We start from the raw sequence: 18,694 nt of genomic DNA, 5'->3' as shown, positions 1-18,694 counted from the left end.
AACAGGAACATTCCATGGGCAGGCTGGACGGCAAGGTTGCGGTGATTACGGGGGCGACGAGCGGCATCGGATTGCGCACTGCGGAAGTCTTCGTTGCCGAAGGTGCCAAAATTGTGATCGCAGGCCGGCGCGTACCGGAAGGCGAGGCGCTGGCGAAGCAGCTCGGGGAAAGCTGCATCTTCCGTCAGACCGACGTCACCGTCGAAGCGCAGATGCAGGCGCTGATCGCGCTCGCGGTCGACAAGTTCGGCAGGATCGATTGCCTGTTCAACAATGCCGGCGGGCCGGCACAGACCGGCGGCATCGAAGGCCTCGAGGTCGAGCGGTTCGATGCAGCCATGGCGACGCTGGTGCGCAGCGTCATGCTCGGCATGAAGCACGCCGCGCCCTACATGAAGAAGCAGGGCGGGGGCAGCATCATCAACAATGGCAGCATTGCCGGTCGCCTCGCCGGCTTCTCGTCGTCGATGGTCTATGGCGCGGCCAAGGCGGCGGTGATCCATCTCACCAAATGCGTGGCGATGGAGCTCGGCGAATCCAACGTTCGCGTCAATTCGATCTCGCCCGGCGCCATCGCGACCGGCATCTTCGGCAAGGCGCTGGGACTCTCGACCGATGCCGCCGAGAAGACGCCGGCGGTGATGCGCGAGGTCTACAAGACCGCGCAGCCGATCCCGCGCGCGGGTCTTCCTGAAGATATCGCCCAGGCCGCAGTGTTCCTGGCCAGCGACGAATCCAGCTTCATCAACGGCCACGACCTCGTCGTCGACGGCGCCATGACCGGCGGCCGCAACTGGAGCCAGCAGCAGGAGGGCTATGTGGCCCTGCGCAAGGCGTTCGACCAGGGGGCGTAGGCCGCTCCGGCGGTGCCGCTTTAATGGTTGCTACGAGATCGGCGCCTAAACCGCCTTCACCTGCACCCGCAGCCCGTCCCGCGGCTTCGGGATCGGCCACATCTGCCAGTCCGGCTTGTAGCCCGGCGCGAGCGACACCTCGATATTCTCCAGGAAGTGCCGCGCGAAGCATTTCGCCTGCATGTAGGCGAAGTGCAGGCCGAGGCACATATGCGCGCCGCCGCCGAACGGCACGAAGGCGAAACGGTGGCGGCCACGCTGCGCGTCCTCGGTGAAGCGCAGGGGATCGAAGCGGTCCGGGTCCGGCCAGATCTCCTTCATGTGGTGGGTATAGAGCGGATTGATGCCGATCGCGGTGCCGGCGGGGATCGCAAAACCCTTGAAGTTGAAATCGCACATCGCGCGGCGCGGCATCGACGGCACCGGCGGCTTGAGCCGCAGTGCTTCCTTGAACGCCATCTCGGTCAGCGGCATCTTCTCGAGATCGTCGAAGCTGGTCGGCGCGCCGGAGGCGAGGCCGAGCGCGAGCACCTCCGCGCGCAGCCGGTCCTGCCAGTCCGGATTGGCGGCGAGCTCGCCGATGAAGGAGGTCAGCGACGAGGTCAGCGTGTCGTGCGCGGCCATCATCAGGAAGCTCATATGGTCGATGATGTCCTGGTCCGACAGCAGCGCGCCGTTCTCATGGGTGGCGCGGCAGAGCTGCGAGAACAGATCGTCGCCGCCGTGATTGCCGCGCCGCAGCGGAATCTGCTCGCGGAAATAGGCGATGATGCGCTTACGTCCCTTGACCCCTCGCGCCATCTGGGTGCCGGGCAGGGGGCGGCGGATCGGGGTGACGGCGGCGGCCACCATGTCGACGAAGGCGCGGTTGATCTCGTCGACCTCAGGCCCGATATCGGCGCCGAGGAACGAGGCCGCGGCGAGATCGAGCGTGAGCTGCTTCATCGCGGGATAAAGCTGCATCTCGCCGGGCTTTGCCTTCCACTGCGCGACGCGCGCGGAAATGCCGCGGTCGAGATCGCCGAGATAGGACTTCATCGGCCCCGACTTGAACGCGACCGAGAGCGCCTTGCGATGCAGGCGATGCTCCTCGAAATCGAGCAGCATCAATCCGCGCGGAAACAACAGCCCCAGCACCTTGTCCCAGCCATGGGTCGAGGAGAACAGCTTCTGCTGGTCGAACAGCACAAGCTCGTTGGCCTCGGGCCCGAGCAGCACAACGTTGGTCTCGCCGAAAAAGTGCGTGCGGTAGACCAGACCGTACTTGGCGCCGTTCGCCTCGATATGGCCCTTGGGATCGGCGAGCACCTGAAAGGTCTTGCCGATGATCGGCCAGCCTTCGTCACCGGGAATGTGGGTCAGCTCGTTGCGCCGCGGCGGAGTGAACGGAAGCGCAGGGGCGGCCACATTCTGCATCGACATGACGATTGCTCCGGTTGCCTAGCCCGGCAAACATAGCACGATCCGGCCGCGATGAGCTTCGGTCGTCTTGCGCACAAAATCGTCACTCCCACCGCCGTCGTCCCCGCGGAGGCGGGGACCCATAACCACAGGGAGGAGTTTTGGTGCGAGGCTGATAGCTCCGAGTCTTCGTAAATCCGCATCCTGTAGTTATGGGTCCCGGGCTCGCGCTGCGCGCGCCCCGGGACGACGAGTGGAGTGCCTAACGCTTCGCCGCTTCCTTCTGCAGATCCGGCGCGTTGACGGCGGGAATGGCGACGCGGCCGGGGCCGGTCACCTTCAGCGCCTCGGCGGCCTTCTCATTCTCCATGATCTTGGCCATCACGGCCTGACCCGCGCGCTCGAAGATCGCGCGGTTTTCGATCACGAATTTTTGCGACCTGCGCAGCCCGTCGATATAGCCGTTGATCTCCGGCACGACGTAGCGCGCCACCATGTCCCAGCTCCGGCGGGTGTTTTCCGGATTGGCCCAGTCGTGCACGAAGCCGATGATGGCGCCGACGCCACCGGAGACCTGCATCACGTTCTTGATGGTCTTGACGAGATCGTCGGGCGTGCCGATCGTGGACGCCGCCCCCTCGACGAAGGCGGTCTTGTCGACAGCCTCGTCGGGCGAGGAGAACGCGGTGAGGCCCGGCCGCTGCAGCGTTCCGACATTATATTCGTTGTGCCAGCGCATCAGCCCGGCGCCGGCCTCGCGGCGGGCTTGTTCACGCGTTTCGGCGATGTGCCAGGTCAAGAGCACGCGCCAGTCGGCGCGACGCACTGTGGTTCCGTGCTTCTTGGCGGCATCCTCGGCGAACTGCCATTGCTGCTGCAGCGACATCAGGCCCTGCGTCGTCATCGAGCCCAGCGAGATGATGCCGATGCCGTATTTGCCGGCCAGCGTCATGCCGGAGGGCGAGATCTGCGAAGCCACCACGAACGGCATCTCCTCCTGCAACGGCAGGATCTGCAGCGCGGCGTCGTTCATCGTGAACCAGTCGCTCCTGGCGGTGACGCGCTCGCCGTTGAAAAGGCGGCGGATGATGCCGATCGCCTCATCCTGCCGGTCGCGCTGCGTCATCGGATCGATGCCGAGCGTGTGCGCATCGGAGGCGAGCGCGCCCGGTCCGGAGCCGAAAATGGCGCGGCCGCCGGTCATATGGTCGAGCTGCACCATGCGCTGGGCGACGTTGAAGGGATGGTGATAGGGCAGCGACACCACCCCGGTGCCGAGCTTGATCCGCTTGGTGCGCTCGCCGGCCGCGGCCAGGAACATCTCGGGCGAGGCGATCATCTCCCAGCCCGAGGAATGATGCTCGCCGCACCAGAATTCGTCATAGCCGAGCGCATCCAGCTGCTCGACCAGGTCGAGATCGCGCCGGAACTGCAGCATCGGATGCTCCCCGATCGGGTGATGCGGGGCAAGAAAGGCTCCGAACTTCAGGCGCGCCATGTGTTCTCTCCGGCTGAATTTTCTGTTTGTTGGTCGTGTCAGGCTACGTGCCTGACGGCACGAACGCAATCACGCGATGTCCCGCGCGGTGGAATGCAGGCATGCGCGGTGGCAAGCGAGACGTTGCGTAGTCCTCGCCCGCTTCGCGCTTCGTCACGATAACGACACGCAGCGCGATTGGGCCGGTCTGTTCATTCGCGTTCGACACCGCGCGTCGAAGCCTCACAATCAGCGCGCGCAGAATTGCTCGCCTCGCTCGTGTCATTTGTGACATTCGTCATGATCGGCGCCGCATTTTTCGGCGCGGATGCGCCGCGCATCGGCACGAGATTGCGACGTTGCGGTTAATACGTGCGGATTCTTGCGCATTTTCGGCCAATTTCCCGAGATTGACAGCGCACGGTCTTTTTATTTTGCGCCGCAGCAACTATCTGGTTGGGCTGGACGTTGAACGTCCCCCACCAGGAACTTGCCGTGTCGTTAGCCAGAAACATCGATCTGTTGAGACGTCTGCCCCGGCTGGACGGACTGCGCTTCGCCGAGCCCGGCCGCGGTGCAGCTGGACTCAGCCCGCTGCAGGAGGTCACCGGCTTCGGCGACAATCCCGGCGCCTTGCGCATGTTCGCGTTCGTGCCGGCGCAATTGCAGCGGCCGCGCGCGCTCGTCGTCGTGCTGCACGGCTGCGGGCAAACGGCGGCTGCTTACGATCTCGGCGCGGGCTGGTCGACGCTCGCGCAACATTACGGCTTTGCGCTGTTGATGCCAGAGCAGCAGCGCATCAACAATGCCAACACCTGCTTCAACTGGTTCAATCCGGAGGACACCGCGCGGGACAGCGGCGAGCCGCGTTCGATCCGCGCGATGATCGCGCACATGATGAAGACGCATCGCATCGATCCCAGGCGCGTCTTCATCACCGGCCTCTCGGCCGGCGGCGGCATGACCTCCGTGATGCTCGCGACCTATCCGGAAGTTTTCGCGGCCGGTGCGATCATTGCCGGACTGCCTTACGGCATCGCCTCGAACTTGCGCGAGGCGCTCGACGGCATGTTTCATTCCCCGGCGCGTCCTGCGCGCGAGCTCGGCGATCTCGTGCGCAGCGCCTCCGATCATCGCGGCCCCTGGCCGAGGGTCTCGGTGTGGCACGGCAGTGCCGACCGCACCGTCAATCCCGGCAATGCCAACGAGATCGTCAAGCAATGGCTCGACCTGCATGGCCTGCCCGAGATGCCGATGGCCGAGACCAATGTCGACGGCTATCCGCGCCAGGCCTGGTGGGACAAGGACGGCGAGACGCTGGTCGAGTCCTATGCCATCACCGACATGGCGCACGGCACGCCGCTGGGGCTCGCGGACAACGATCAGCGTTACGGCATCGAAGGCGCCTTCCTGATCGAGGCCGGCATCTCCTCGTCCTACCACATCGCGAAGTTCTTCGCGCTCACCGGCTGGATTCCGGACGCCGCGACGACGAAGGCGGAAGCCAAGCCCGTCACCAAATCCGCCACGAAGCCTACTGCGAAGCCAGCGCTCTCGCCCGCGCCGCATCTCGCCCGCTCGATCCGCACCGCGGTCGCCGCCGAGCCGGCCGAGCCGCAGCGCGAGAAGGCGCGCGGCTTCGACCTCGGCCAGATCATCACGCGCGCGCTCACGGCGGCCGGATTGATGAAGTAGCTCCACTCCCACGGTCGTCCCGGAGGGCAGAGTCTACCCCGTCTGATCGATCACCTCGACCGGCGTCACCGTCACCTCGCCGCCCGCGACCTTCCGCGTCACCTCCTGATAGTGCTTGAAGAAGTCGCGCGATTGCAGCGCTTTTTGCGCAGCATCGTCGGCGACGCTGGCGAAGTGGAGATAGCTGCCGTCGTCGCGATGCTTCAGGCAACGATAGCCGATCCTCCCCTTCAGCTCCGCATCGGCGTCGATCGCCTTGATGAAGCGGCCGATCTCGCGGTGCCATTCCTCCGGCGTGCCGTTCTTGAACTCGTATCTGATCATGAAGTGCTTCATGTGACGCTCCCTGTTCGTCTTGTGCGTCATCATCTGCGCGCTCGATACGATCCCGCAAGTATGGACAAAATTGATAGTATGGACTTTTTCGCCGCTGCTCCTATCCTCGTCGCATAGCGTTTCGAGCGAAGTGGTACCGGTTCGCGTAAAGAAAACGCGTCAAAACAAGAATCTTCCACATGGAGGAAACGACATGGCGAAGACATCTCCCGCGCGCACCTGTCCGGTTGCAGCGTTCCAGAAGATGATCAGTGGCAAATACAAGCTGCGCATCGTTTGGGATCTCAAGGACGGCCCGCGCCGCTACGGCGAGATCAGAAGCGGCTTGCTGCGCGGTGCGTCAGGCAGCGCCGAGATCACCCCGCGCGTGCTCAGCCGTGAATTGAAGGCGTTGACGATGAGCGGCCTGATCGACCGCAAGGATTTCGGCGAGGTCCCGCCCAAGGTCGAGTACCGCCTGACGCGCAAGGGCAAGAGCTTCGTCCCTGTCGTTGCCGCAATCCGCGAGTGGGGCGAGCGCAATCTCGGTGAGGCGACGGCACTCGCGGACGCCGCTGAATAAGCCTACATCTCGCCGGTGATGAACGGATTGGTCATCCGTTCCTGGCCGATGCTCGAGCCGGCGCCGTGGCCGCAGATGAAGCCGACATCGTCGCCGAGCGGCAGCAATTTCGTCTTGATCGAATCGATCAGCGTGGCGTGACTGCCGCCGGGCAGGTCGGTGCGTCCGACCGAGCCGGCGAACAGGACGTCGCCGACATGGGCAAACCGCAGATCCTTGTTGAAGAACACCACGCTGCCGGGCGAATGACCCGGACAATGCAGGATGTCGAACTGCAAGCCGCCGATCGACACGCTGTCGCCCTCGTCGAGCCAGCGGTCGGGCGTGAAATCGCGTCCTCCGGTCATGCCGAAGCGCGCGCCGCTCGCCACGACGTTGTCGAGCAGGAATTTGTCCGCGACATGCGGTCCCTCGATCGGCACCGTCAGCGCATCGCGCAGCTCGGCCGCGCCGCCGACGTGGTCGATATGGCCATGGGTCAGCCAGATCTTCTCCACGGTGACGCCGGTCTGCTTGATCGCGTCCAGGATCTTCGGCACGTCGCCGCCGGGATCGATCACCACGGCCTTCTTGGAAGGCTCGTCCCAGATGATGGTGCAGTTCTGTTCGAACAGCGTCACGGGAACGATGATCGCGCCCGCCTTGGCTTGCCGGGATTCCTGGGTGTCGTTTTGCTCGGTCATGGCCTCACAATGCCGATTTTTGCCGAGCCGCCAAGCAAAAGATTCGTCCCCGCACCGGGGAACAACCGTCACACGGCCGTCCCAATTGGCCTGCCAATTCGAACCGAGGCGTTGCTGTGGCGTTCTCCCGCGCAAGGCGTCAGATTTGGGTGGTCTTCGGCATGGCTCACGACAACGAGAATTGGTGGCGCGACGGCATCTTCTATCAGATTTATCCGCGCTCGTTTCAGGACTCGGACGGTGACGGCGTCGGCGATCTCGCCGGCATTCTCAAGAGACTGCCTTACGTCAAATCGCTCGGCGTCGATGCGATCTGGCTGTCGCCGATCTTTCCCTCGCCGATGGCCGATTTCGGCTACGACATCTCGGATTATGTCGGCATCGAGCCGCTGTTCGGCACGATGGCAGATTTCGACGCATTGCTCGCGGCTGCCCACGACAACGGCCTGAAGCTGATCCTCGATCTCGTGCCGAACCACACCTCCGACCAGCATCCCTGGTTCATCGAGAGCCGATCCTCGCGCGACAATCCCAAGCGCGACTGGTACATCTGGCGCGATCCCGCGCCAGGCGGCGGCGCGCCCAACAATTGGCTGTCCGAGTTCGGCGGCAGCGCGTGGGCTTTCGACGAGACCACGGGGCAATATTACTACCACGCTTTCCTCGCCCAGCAGCCGGATCTCAATTGGCGCAATCCGGACGTTCGCGCCGCGATCTACGACGTGATGCGGTTCTGGCTGGACAAGGGCGTCGACGGCTTTCGCGTCGACGTGATCTGGCACCTGATCAAGGACGCCGAATTCCGCGACAATCCGGCCAACCCGCACTACGTCGAGGGCCGTCCGCCGAACGAAAAAATCCTCACGCAGTATTCCACCGACCAGGCTGAGGTGCATGACGTCATCGCCGAGATGCGGCGCGTCACCGATTCCTATGGCGCGCGCGTCTTGATCGGCGAGATCTATCTGCCGCTGCACCGGCTCATGGCCTATTACGGCAACGATCTCACCGGCGCGCAGATGCCGTTCAACTTCGCGCTGCTCTCGACCTTCTGGAGCGCCCGCTCGATCGAAAAGATCATCGAGGATTACGAAAAGGCATTGCCGCGCGGCGCCTGGCCGAACTGGGTGCTCGGCAATCACGATCGTCCGCGCGTCGCGAGCCGCGTCGGGCCCGAGCAGGCCCGCGTCGCGGCCATGCTGCTGCTGACGCTGCGCGGCACGCCGACGCTTTACTACGGTGACGAGATCGGCATGCACCAGCTCGCGATCGCGCCGGAGGACGTGCGCGATCCCTTCGAGAAGAACGTGCCCGGCATCGGGGTCGGCCGCGACGGCTGCCGCACCCCGATGCAATGGGATTCCTCGAACTTCGCCGGTTTTTCGCAAGCAAGGCCGTGGCTGCCGCTGCCGGAGGACCACATCCGCGAGAATGTCGCCAATCTCGAAGCCGATCCGCGCTCTATCCTCAGTCTCTACAAGCGCCTGATCGGTTTGCGGAAGAGCTGCCCCCCGCTGGTCGCGGGCGATTATCATCCGATCTCCGCGCAAGGCGATCTCCTGATCTACCGCCGCGAGGCCGGCGGCAAGGCCGTCATCGTGGCGCTCAATCTCGGCCCCGATCCGGTCGCGGTGACCACCAGCGCGATCCGTTTCGGCAGCAGCATCCTGCTGTCGACGTTCCTGGATCGCGAAGGCGAGGAGATCGAAGGCGTGCTGGACCTGCGCGGCAATGAGGGCGTGGTGGTGGCGGCGCCCACCTAACTGTCGTCCCGGGGCGCGCAAAGCGCGAGCTATGATGCGCAATTGCGCATCTGAGGACCCATAACCACAGGAAGGCGTTTTGCGATCGCTCGGCGTTACCCGCGTCGCTCACAACCAGGCCTGTGGTTATGGATTCCGGGCTCGCGCCAAGTGGCGCGCCCGGGAACAACGGGTGGGGAGATGGTGTTCGCCTCTCACGGAATCGGCTATTCTGCCGCCATGGACAACACCGCCCGCATCACACTCGTGCCGCCGCCGGACCGCCGCCAGTCGGAGACGGCGCTGGCGATCGCGCGCGGTACCGCGCGTCTGTTGCGCTCGCTCGGCTTCTCCTGCATCAGCGAATTGCCGTTGCCGTCGGGCCGGCGCGCCGATCTCGTCGCGCTGAACGAGCGCGGCGAGATCTGGATCGTCGAGATCAAGTCGTCGATCGAGGATCTGCGCGCCGATCAGAAATGGCACGAATATCGCGCCCATTGCGACCGGCTGTTCTTCGCCTTCACGCAGGATCTGCCGTGCGAGATCTTCCCCGGTGACACCGGCCTGATCGTCGCCGACGCCTACGGCGCGCACCTGCATTGCGAGGCACCCGAGCACAAGCTCGCCGCCGCCACCCGCAAGCAGATGACGGTACGTTTCGCGATGGCGGCGGCCTTGCGGATCAACCGGCTGGTCGATCCGCAGGGGCATGCGGATTTCTGGGAATGAACGCGTAGGGTGGGTTAGCCGAAGGCGTAACCCACCAAGTTGGTTCGGCAAACGCTAATGCATGGTGGGTTACGCCAGCGAATGCGCTTCGCGCATCCGCATGCTAACCCACCCTACGCGACCGCTACCTCGGCGCGCGCTTGGCCAGGATCCGCTGCAGCGTGCGCCGGTGCATGTTGAGCCGGCGCGCCGTTTCCGAGACGTTGCGGTTGCACATCTCGTAGATGCGCTGGATGTGCTCCCAGCGGACGCGGTCGGCCGACATCGGGTTGGCCGGCAGCTCGGATTTGTCCGTGTTGGTCGACAGCAGTGCGGCGACGACGTCGTCGGCATCCGCGGGCTTGGAGAGATAATCGATCGCGCCCATCTTCACCGCGGTCACCGCAGTGGCGATGTTGCCGTAGCCGGTCAGCACGATCGCGCGCGCATCCGGCCGCTTCTTCTTCAGCGCCGAGACCACGTCGAGGCCGTTGCCGTCGCCGAGCCGCAGATCCACCACCGCGAACGCCGGCGCCGATTTGCCGATCTGCGCAAGCCCGTCCGAGACCGTGTCGCATGATGTCACCGAAAAGCCGCGGCTCTCCATGGCCCGTGACAAACGCTCCAGAAACGGCTTGTCGTCTTCAACGATGAGCAGCGAGCGGTCGGCCTGTTCGTTCAGTTCGGCAATGGCGTTCAAGGTGGTTTCCTCTCTCCAGCGCATCGACATATGGCGTCGCAATCGCGCGGTGCCAAGGCGGCAAATGGTCGACCCGGCCCGTTGTGCGACGCAAGGTCGCGGCTATCCTATTGTTTCTTCGAGCGTCTCGATAGCCTCAAAACGCTGTCTCGGCCATGTGATCTGAACCACCGCACCATGGTCCGGAAAGATCCGGTTGGTAAACGAGACCTTGGCGCCGGTGCGCTCCAGCAGGGTGCGCGCGATGAAGACGCCGAGGCCGAGGCCGCGCCGTTCGCCGCTACCATCGTCGTGGGGGCGTCGCCGCGACAGATAGGGCTCGCCGATCCGGTTGAGGATATCGGGTGGAATGCCCGGTCCGTCGTCGGAGATCACGAGCTCGATATGGTCCTGGTTCCACCAGGCGTTAACCTCGACGGTGGTGCGGGCGAAATCGACCGCGTTCTCGACGATGTTGCCGATGCCGTAGAGGATCGCGGGATTGCGCGAGCCGACCGGCTCCGCCGCCGCGGCCACCGCGATCCGCACCTTGATCTCGACGCCGAAATCGCGATGCGGCGCCACCACCTCCTCGATCAGCTCCGACAGCTTCATGTGGTCGAACGGCGCGCCGGTGGGGGAAAGCTGGGTGATCTTGCTGAGGATGTCGCGGCAGCGCTGGGTCTGCTCGCGCAAGGTCTTCAGGTCGGCGGCGATGCTTGGCTCCTTCACTGTCTTTTCCAGCTCGCGCGAGATCAGGAAGATCGTCGCGAGCGGCGTGCCGAGCTCGTGTGCGGCCGCGGCGGCAAGGCCGTCGAGCTGGGTCAGGTGCTGCTCGCGCGTCAGCACCAGCTCGGTTGCGGCCAGCGCGTCCGCAAGCTTGCGCGCCTCCTCGGTCACCTGGAACGAGTAGAGGCTGGTGACGCCGATCGCGAGCGCAATCGAAAGCCAGACCCCGACGAGATAGACGGGCGGCAGCACCAGGGGATCCTCGGAATCCCACGGCAGCGGAAAATGGAAGAAGAACAGGACCGACGCGCAGGCCACCGCGAGCAGGCCGAGGCCGAAGGTGAAACGGGCCGGCAGCGCCGTGGCCGAGATCAGCACGGGCGCGAGGAACAGGAACGAGAACGGGTTCTGCAGTCCGCCGGTGAAGAACAACAGGCCGGCCAGCTCGACGATGTTCAGCGCGAGCAGGCCGGCCGCCTGCATCGGCTCCAGCCGCTGCATCGGATTGGCTGCGGTCTGCAGTGCGAGGTTGAGCGCCGCCGAGAGCGCGATGATGCTGACGCAGGGAATGATCTCGACGTTGAACTCCAGCCCCTGGGCCACGATGAAGATCGCGGCGAGCTGCCCCAGCACCGCCAGCCAGCGCAGCCGCAGAATCGTGTCCAGCCGGATATGCCGCTGCGCGTGATGGAAGTCGGAATCGGCAATTTTGGTCATATCGGCCAATGTGGCGGCGCCTTCCAAGGTCACGGACGCCGGGCTGACGGAACCGCCCGGTGAGGAGCCCTTACATCGAGCCTTGCGCTCGCCGATGCAATAGCAGAAGAACGGCCAGCATGACCGAGAATGGCAAGGCTTCAAGTCGGCCGACTGTCGCGGATCGAGATTCGTCCGCGGCAATTGCGGTCGATCACCTCGTCAAGGTCTACAAGCAGACCCGCGCCGTCGACGACATCTCCTTTTCGCTGCCGCGCGGCAGCATCACCGGGCTGCTCGGCGGCAACGGCGCCGGCAAGACCACGACCATCGCGATGATCATGGGCCTGGTGCTGCCGACCTCCGGCCGCGTGCAGGTGCTCGGTCACGAGATGCCGGATGAGAGTGCGTCCGTGCTGGGGCGGATGAATTTCGAAAGCCCCTATGTGGATATGCCGATGCGGCTCACCGTGCGGCAGAACCTCACCGTGTTCGGCAAGCTCTATGCGGTCAAGAACCTCGCTGACCGCATTGCCAGGCTCGTCGCCGACCTCGACCTCGGCGATTTCATCGACCGCGCCAACGGCAAGCTGTCCGCCGGGCAGAAGACCCGCGTTGCGCTGGCGAAGGCGCTGATCAATCAGCCCGAGCTGCTGCTCCTGGACGAGCCGACCGCCTCGCTCGACCCCGATACCGCCGATTGGGTGCGGGCGCATCTGGAGCGGTATCGCCGGGACAACAACGCCACCATTCTCCTCGCCTCGCACAACATGCTCGAGGTCGAGCGGCTCTGCGACCGCGTCATCATCATGAAGCGCGGCCGCATCGAGGACGACGATACGCCCGAGGCGATCATGGCCCGCTACAACCGCACCACGCTGGAGGAGGTGTTTCTGGACGTCGCCCGCGGCCGGGCAAACGGGGCGAAGGAGGCGGTGCGGTGAGCTGCAAATGTAGCCCGGATGGAGCCTGTCATCCCGGGGCGCGACATCGTCGCGAGCCCGGGATCCATAACCACAGGATTGTATTTGGCGAAGACTCGGAGTTACCCGTCTCGTCCCGCAACGTAGGCCTGTGGTTATGGATTCTCAGATGCGCAATTGCGCATCTTAGCTCGCGCTCCGCGCGCCCCGGAATGACGAGACGTTGTGTGGGCCAAGGGAGCGCGCCATGACCGACCTCTCCCTCCACCGCGGCATCTCGCTCCACCGCATCGGCGCGATGATCCTGCGCTATTGGTATCTGCTGCTGTCGTCCTGGCCGCGGCTGCTCGAGCTGCTCTATTGGCCGGCGCTGCAGGTCATCACCTGGGGCTTTCTCCAGTATTACATCGCCGAGAACGCCAATTTCTTCGCGCGCGCCGGCGGCACGCTGATCGGCGCCGTCATCCTCTGGGACATCCTGTTCCGCGGCCAGCTCGGCTTCTCCATCTCGTTCCTGGAGGAGATGTGGGCGCGCAACCTCGGCAATCTCATGATGAGCCCCTTGAGGCCGATCGAGTTTCTGCTGGCGCTGATGGTCATGAGCCTGATCCGGCTTGCGATCGGCATCATTCCGATGACCCTGCTCGCGCTGTTCCTGTTTCACTTCAACGTCTATGCCCTCGGCCTGCCGCTGATCGCCTTCTTCTGCAATCTGATCTTCACGAGCTGGTCGGTCGGCATCTTCGTCTCGGGCCTCGTGGTGCGTAACGGCCTCGGCGCCGAGAGCATCGTCTGGACCTTGATGTTCGCCATCCTGCCGCTTGCCTGCGTCTACTATCCCGTCAGCGTGTTGCCGGTCTGGCTGCAATACGTCGCCTGGGCGTTGCCGCCGACCTATGCCTTCGAGGGCATGCGCGCGCTGCTGATCGAGAAGACCTTCAGGACCGATCTGATGCTGCAGGCGTTGGTGATCAACGCAGGTCTCTTGGCTGCATCTTTTGGGGCATTCCTTGCCCTTTTGCGCAGCGCAAAGCGGCACGGCTCGCTGCTCTCCGGCGGCGAATAAAGTCACTTTCCCGTGGATTCACGCTGATTTGGCGGTTTCGGGCACGTAGATGTACGGAACCATGCATTGACGCAATATTACGCATTCGGCAGTATGCTGCGATGCGAAGAGGAATATGACGATGCCTATTGGTGAGTTCGGCGGCGCACCGCCCCTGGCGGCAGAAGGCAGTCCGGTCCTGACGACGCCGATGTACTGGATGTACGAGATGGCGCACGCCTCTCTCAATCCGGCGCGTGCGGTCACCGACGCGACCAAGCTGCTGTTTCAGAACCCCCTCAATCCCTGGTCGCGAACCGAGGTCGGCAAGTCGGTTGCCGCGGCCTGCGAATTGTTCGAGCGCACCACGCGCCGCTACGGCAAGCCGGAATGGGGCCTCAACGACACCGAGGTCAACGGCATCCGCGTCCCCGTCGAGATCCGCTCGGTCTGGGAAAAGCCGTTCTGCAAGCTGCTCTATTTCGACCGCAAGTTCGCCCGTCCGCTGCGCAGCCCGCAGCCGCGCGTGCTGATCGTGGCGCCGATGTCCGGCCATTATGCGACGCTGCTGCGCGGCACGGTCGAAGCCTTCCTGCCGGCGCATGAGGTCTACATCACCGACTGGGCCGATGCCCGCATGGTGCCCTTGAGCGAAGGCCGCTTCGATCTCGACGATTACATCGACTATGTCATCGAGATGCTGCATGTGCTCGGCGGCAACACCCATGTGATGGCGGTGTGCCAGCCCTCCGTGCCCGTCGTCGCAGCCGTCTCGATCATGGAAGCGCGGCGCGATCCGTTCGTGCCGACCTCGATGACGCTGATGGGCGGCCCGATCGACACCCGGCGCAATCCGACCGCGGTGAACAACCTCGCCCAGGAGCGCGGCATCGACTGGTTCCGCAACCACGTCATCACCAAGGTGCCGTTCCCGCATCCGGGCATGATGCGCGACGTCTATCCAGGATTCTTGCAGCTCAACGGCTTCATCAGCATGAATCTCGACCGGCACATGGATGCCCACAAGCAGCTGTTTGCCCATCTGGTGAAGGGCGACGGCGACCTCGTCGACAAGCATCGCGATTTCTACGACGAATATCTCGCGGTGATGGATCTGTCGGCCGAGTATTACCTGCAGACCGTCGACACCGTGTTCGTGAAGCACGCGCTGCCGAAGGGCGAGATGACCCATCGCGGAACCCGCGTCGATCCTTCCAAGGTCAAGCGCGTCGCGTTGATGACGGTCGAAGGCGAGAACGACGACATCTCCGGTCTCGGTCAGACCGAAGCGACGCACACATTGTGCAGCGCGATTCCCGATCATCGCCGCGTTCATTACGTCCAGAAGGGCGTCGGACATTACGGCGTGTTCAATGGATCGCGTTTCAAGTCGGAGATCGTGCCGCGGATTCACGACTTCATGGTTTCGGCGGCGAATCCTGCTTCGTTGCAGGCGCTTGCGGCTGAATAAGCGCGAATTTCGGCTTTCCCGCCGAAATTTCAGCCCCTGCCAGGGACTCCGGCAGGGGTAAGTTCCCGCTAGATTCGCGGTATTTAGGTAGCTTTATAGGAGTGAGTCTCCCCTCACCCCTTGGGGGTGTCGCATGCGTCCAGCGGGGGCGAAAAAACCCGGTTCCAACCCCAGTCTATAGGGTCTCCCGGACGCCTGACCGCTGTATATTGGGCAAATGATTTGTTTTTGCGCCGAGCGCTTTCCCTGGCGGCGGTTATGGCAGAATCCGGGCGCTCTCCTGCCCCCCGGACTGACAGACATGGCCACCCGCGCACTCCTTTATCGTCGGCCCCACGAACCGAAGACCCTCGTCATCACCCATGGATCGCAATTTTTTGCGATTCGGCTGCGCCGGCACCGCCGCGCGCGCCGCTACACGCTCAGAATTCATCCGAGCGACCGCGAAGCCATCCTCACCATGCCGCCGCGCGGCACGCTCGCCGAAGCAAAGGACTTCGCACAGCGTCACGGTGCGTGGATTGCCGCGCGCCTCGGCCGCTTGCCGAAGGCCGCACCGTTCCAGCCGGGCACAGTGATACCGCTGCGTGGCACGCCGCATCGCATCGTTCATCGCGCCGGTACCCGCGGCACGGTGTGGACCGAGGTGCGTGACAGCGGTGAGCGCATTCTCTGCGTCGCTGGCGGCCTCGAGCATGTCGATCGGCGCGTCAGCGACTTTCTCAAGCGCGAGGCGCGCCGCGACCTGCAGCGCTCGGCGGAGGTCTACGCCGCCGAGCTCGGCGTCAGGGTCAAGCGCCTCTCGATTCGCGATCAGTCCAGCCGCTGGGGCTCCTGCACCTCGGCCGGCTCGCTGTCGTTTTCCTGGCGGCTGATCCTCGCCCCGCCCTTCGTGCTCGACTACCTCGCCGCGCACGAGGTTGCTCATCTCGTCGAGATGAACCACTCGCCGCGCTTCTGGCGCGTCTGCGGCAAGATCTGCCCGTCGATGGAGCGCGCCAAGAAGTGGCTCGACACCTACGGCAACGATCTGCACCGGTACGGGGTCGAGGATTAGTTCCTCGCAGATCAGGCCGCGCTGCCAGCCCAGCAAACGCTGTCATCGCCCGCGAAGGCGGGCGATCCAGTACGCCGCAGCAGCCGTTATGAATCTCGATGCCTCAGAGTACTGGATTCCCCGCCTTCGCGGGGAATGACAGGAGAGGGTGGGCAGGCATCACCGCTCCATTCTCGCCACACTTCGCGACGATTGCGCCGCTTGCCTGATTAATCCCGGCGCATCAACCGCTTCGCAGGATCCAGCGTGCGTCTCGCCGGACGTCGCATCCTACTGTGCATGGGGTTGTTTTCGCAGTTTTGTTTGGAGGCCCTTCGCAAGGCCTACCGGTTTCCGCCAAACAGCCGGTCCATCAGCCAGCCATCGAGCCCGGCTGCCGCCTCAGGCCGCACATTGGCGCGCGTCGGAGGCGGCGGGCGATAGCCGCCGGCGTTCGGTTGTGCCGGTGCGGCAGATGTCGGCGGCGACACCTGCGAGGCCGCCTGCGCGAGGTTCGACAGGCCCCAGCCGCCCGGTGAGCTCGGCAACGCTGCGACCGGCACGCCCTCGTGCGCGGACTTCATGAAGCGCGACCAGACTTCGACCGGCAGGCCGCCGCCGGTCGCTTTCTTGGTCGGCGAGTTGTCGTCATTGCCGAGCCAGACGCCGGTGACGAGGCTCGCGGTGTAGCCGATGAACCAGGCGTCGCGATAATCCTGGCTGGTGCCGGTCTTGCCCGCCGCCGGCCAGCCCGGGATCTCCGCCTTCTTGGCGGTGCCCGAAACAAGCGTCTCCCGCATCATCGCGTTCATCATGCCGACATGGCGGGGGTCGACGACCTGATTGCGCTCCTCGGGTTGACGCATGTAGAGCAGCTTGCCGCCGACCGTCCTGATCCGCGTGACCACATGCGGCGCCACGGCGAGGCCGCCATTGGCGAACGGCGCGTAGGCGCCGACCAGCTCGACCATGGAGACTTCGGAGGTGCCGAGCGCGATCGAGGCGTTGGGTTCGAGCTTGGACGAGATGCCGAGGCGGTGCGCGGTGCGCACCACGTTCTTCGGCCCGACCTCGAGGCCGAGACGGATGGCGACAGTGTTGAGCGACATCGCCAGCGCCTGCGTCAGCGTCACCGCGCCGAAATATTCATGGGTGTAGTTCTCAGGCCTCCAGCCCTTGACCTCGATCGGCGCGTCCTGGCGCATGGTGTCGGGCGTCAGGCCCTGCTCGAGCGCGGTCAGGTACACGAACGGCTTGAACGAGGAGCCCGGCTGGCGCCTGGCGGTGACCGCGCGGTTGTATTGGCTGTCGGAATAGTTCCGCCCGCCGACCATGGCGCGCACGGCGCCGTCGGGCGTCATGGCGACCAGCGCGCCCTGGCTGACGTTGAACTTCACGCTCTTGGCCGCGAGCTCGTCGATGATGGCAGCTTCCGCAACGCTCTGCAGCTTCGGATCGATCGTGGTCTCGACCTTGATGCTCTCGTCGATCTGGCCGACCAGATCGTCCAGCACCTCGCCGATCCAGTCGGCGACGTAATTGACCGTGCCGGCGCCGGCCGGCTTCACGTTGTAGGAGGGATGGCCGATCGAGGCCTTAGCCTGCGCGTCGGTGATGAACTTCGCATCCGCCATCGCCGCGAGCACGATCTGCGCCCGCGCTTCGGCGCCTTCGGGGTTGCGGTTCGGGGCAAGGCGGGACGGCGACTTGACGAGGCCGGCCAGCATCGCGGCTTCCGCGACCGTCACGTTCTTCGCCGACTTGCCGAAATATTTCTGCGCCGCCGCCTCGACGCCGTAGGCGCCGGAGCCGAAATAGACGCGGTTGAGGTAAAGCTCCAGGATCTCGTCCTTGGAATGCTTGCGCTCCAGCCAGATCGCGAGCTCCACCTCCTGCAGCTTGCGCCGGATGGTGCGCTCCTGGGTCAGGAACAGGTTTTTCGCGAGCTGCTGCGTCAAGGTCGAGCCGCCCTGCGAGACGCCGCGATGGAGCACGTTGGTGACGAGGGCGCGCAGGATGCCGACCGGGTCGATGCCGTAATGCGAATAGAAGCGGCGGTCCTCGATGGCGATGAATGCCTTCGGCAGGTAAGGCGGCAAATCCTTCAGCGCGACATTGGCGCCGGCCATCTCGCCGCGCTGCGCCAGAATGCTGCCGTCGATGCCGACGATCTGGATCGTCGGCGGGCGCTTGGGGATTTCCAGCGACTGGATCGGCGGCAGATGCGCGCCGACATAGACCACGACGCCGATCACGGCGATGACGCCCCACAGGCTCAGCACCGCGCCCCAATAGACCAGGCGGCCGAGACCGAACCCGCCACGCGACTTCGCGCGGCGCTTGGCGCCGCTACGGCTGGCTGGCGCTTTGCGCTCGCGCGGCGGCTCGTCGCCGGCCTCCTCGCTCTTGCGCTTGGCGGATGCTTTGGCAGATTTCTTCGGCTTGTCGTCGCCGCCGGGAACGCGGTCCGCCGGGGTGAGGCGCAGATCGGCAAGCGCCGCGGGCAAGCCGAACAGCGGCTCCTTCCGCGCACCCTTTTTCTTTCCCCACGCCATACGCAATACGCCCGGTCAGCCCGCCCCGCCGAGACGCTAGCGGTCGCTGTTTAAGGCCGGGTTACCCCGGCGTTAACGCGCGATTAGGAGATGCGGCATTCG

General features: G+C 64.6%; 16 protein-coding genes. 9 read left to right on the top strand and 7 right to left on the bottom strand.

Features of this window, described 5'->3' with window-relative positions:
• The first annotated feature begins 14 nt into the window (after nt 1–14).
• Nucleotides 15–854, top strand: a complete 840-nt coding sequence (locus P0R31_RS25620) for an SDR family NAD(P)-dependent oxidoreductase (RefSeq protein WP_275517091.1) — start codon at nt 15–17, stop codon at nt 852–854.
• A gap of 45 nt (nt 855–899) precedes the next feature.
• Here P0R31_RS25620 and P0R31_RS25615 read toward each other — a convergent pair whose 3' ends face one another.
• Both P0R31_RS25615 and P0R31_RS25610 read right to left on the bottom strand, forming a co-directional pair.
• Nucleotides 900–2,276: a cytochrome P450 gene (locus P0R31_RS25615; RefSeq protein WP_275517089.1), complete on the bottom strand. Its 1,377-nt coding sequence runs from the start codon at nt 2,274–2,276 to the stop codon at nt 900–902.
• Between the two features lie 241 nt (nt 2,277–2,517).
• Entirely contained in the window at nt 2,518–3,753 is a 1,236-nt protein-coding gene (locus P0R31_RS25610; RefSeq protein WP_197962696.1) for an LLM class flavin-dependent oxidoreductase, read from the bottom strand.
• Nucleotides 3,754–4,227: 474 nt separating this feature from the next.
• Here P0R31_RS25610 and P0R31_RS25605 point away from each other — a divergent pair, with 474 nt between their 5' ends.
• Complete coding sequence (locus tag P0R31_RS25605) at nt 4,228–5,427, top strand: extracellular catalytic domain type 1 short-chain-length polyhydroxyalkanoate depolymerase (protein WP_275517084.1); 1,200 nt, start codon at nt 4,228–4,230, stop codon at nt 5,425–5,427.
• Between the two features lie 33 nt (nt 5,428–5,460).
• On the opposite strand, the gene P0R31_RS25600 is transcribed toward P0R31_RS25605, so the two are convergent.
• Complete coding sequence (locus tag P0R31_RS25600; protein WP_275517082.1) at nt 5,461–5,763, bottom strand: hypothetical protein; 303 nt, start codon at nt 5,761–5,763, stop codon at nt 5,461–5,463.
• A gap of 193 nt (nt 5,764–5,956) precedes the next feature.
• Here P0R31_RS25600 and P0R31_RS25595 point away from each other — a divergent pair, with 193 nt between their 5' ends.
• Nucleotides 5,957–6,325 carry a winged helix-turn-helix transcriptional regulator gene (locus tag P0R31_RS25595; RefSeq protein WP_036038584.1) on the top strand — a complete coding sequence of 123 codons (369 nt, stop codon included), beginning with the start codon at nt 5,957–5,959 and terminating at the stop codon, nt 6,323–6,325.
• Nucleotides 6,326–6,327: 2 nt separating this feature from the next.
• On the opposite strand, the gene P0R31_RS25590 is transcribed toward P0R31_RS25595, so the two are convergent.
• A complete protein-coding gene (locus tag P0R31_RS25590) occupies nt 6,328–7,008 on the bottom strand; it encodes an MBL fold metallo-hydrolase (RefSeq protein WP_275517080.1) in 681 nt (226 codons plus the stop codon).
• 161 nt (nt 7,009–7,169) lie between these two features.
• Between P0R31_RS25590 and P0R31_RS25585 the strand changes: the two genes are divergently transcribed.
• Together P0R31_RS25585 and P0R31_RS25580 are read left to right on the top strand one after the other, a co-directional pair.
• A complete protein-coding gene (locus P0R31_RS25585; protein WP_275517079.1) occupies nt 7,170–8,771 on the top strand; it encodes an alpha-amylase family glycosyl hydrolase in 1,602 nt (533 codons plus the stop codon).
• 219 nt (nt 8,772–8,990) lie between these two features.
• Entirely contained in the window at nt 8,991–9,479 is a 489-nt protein-coding gene (locus P0R31_RS25580; protein ID WP_275517126.1) for an MmcB family DNA repair protein, read from the top strand.
• A gap of 124 nt (nt 9,480–9,603) precedes the next feature.
• Here the strand turns inward: P0R31_RS25580 and P0R31_RS25575 are convergent, their stop codons facing one another.
• Together P0R31_RS25575 and P0R31_RS25570 are read right to left on the bottom strand one after the other, a co-directional pair.
• On the bottom strand, nt 9,604–10,158 hold the full coding sequence (locus tag P0R31_RS25575) for an ActR/PrrA/RegA family redox response regulator transcription factor (RefSeq protein ID WP_275517078.1): 555 nt from the start codon (nt 10,156–10,158) through the stop codon (nt 9,604–9,606).
• Between the two features lie 102 nt (nt 10,159–10,260).
• Nucleotides 10,261–11,583 (bottom strand): ActS/PrrB/RegB family redox-sensitive histidine kinase, encoded by a 1,323-nt coding sequence (locus P0R31_RS25570; protein WP_275517077.1) that lies wholly within the window; start codon nt 11,581–11,583, stop codon nt 10,261–10,263.
• A 119-nt stretch (nt 11,584–11,702) separates the two neighbouring features.
• Between P0R31_RS25570 and P0R31_RS25565 the strand changes: the two genes are divergently transcribed.
• The 4 genes from P0R31_RS25565 (at nt 11,703) to P0R31_RS25550 (ending at nt 16,058) form a co-directional block, all read left to right on the top strand.
• Nucleotides 11,703–12,506 carry an ABC transporter ATP-binding protein gene (locus P0R31_RS25565; protein ID WP_275517075.1) on the top strand — a complete coding sequence of 268 codons (804 nt, stop codon included), beginning with the start codon at nt 11,703–11,705 and terminating at the stop codon, nt 12,504–12,506.
• Nucleotides 12,507–12,732: 226 nt separating this feature from the next.
• Nucleotides 12,733–13,551, top strand: a complete 819-nt coding sequence (locus tag P0R31_RS25560; RefSeq protein ID WP_275517072.1) for an ABC transporter permease — start codon at nt 12,733–12,735, stop codon at nt 13,549–13,551.
• A gap of 121 nt (nt 13,552–13,672) precedes the next feature.
• Nucleotides 13,673–15,001: a polyhydroxyalkanoate depolymerase gene (locus P0R31_RS25555; RefSeq protein WP_275517125.1), complete on the top strand. Its 1,329-nt coding sequence runs from the start codon at nt 13,673–13,675 to the stop codon at nt 14,999–15,001.
• A gap of 217 nt (nt 15,002–15,218) precedes the next feature.
• Complete coding sequence (locus tag P0R31_RS25550) at nt 15,219–16,058, top strand: M48 family metallopeptidase (protein ID WP_275517071.1); 840 nt, start codon at nt 15,219–15,221, stop codon at nt 16,056–16,058.
• 323 nt (nt 16,059–16,381) lie between these two features.
• Here the strand turns inward: P0R31_RS25550 and P0R31_RS25545 are convergent, their stop codons facing one another.
• Entirely contained in the window at nt 16,382–18,592 is a 2,211-nt protein-coding gene (locus tag P0R31_RS25545; RefSeq protein ID WP_275517069.1) for a transglycosylase domain-containing protein, read from the bottom strand.
• Nucleotides 18,593–18,694: the final 102 nt, after the last annotated feature.

The organism is Bradyrhizobium yuanmingense (genome assembly GCF_029167105.1).
In the GTDB taxonomy this organism is placed as follows: Bacteria; Pseudomonadota; Alphaproteobacteria; order Rhizobiales; family Xanthobacteraceae; genus Bradyrhizobium; species Bradyrhizobium yuanmingense_A.
Note: the sequence above shows the minus strand (reverse complement) of the source record. Positions and strands in the feature narration are given on the sequence as shown.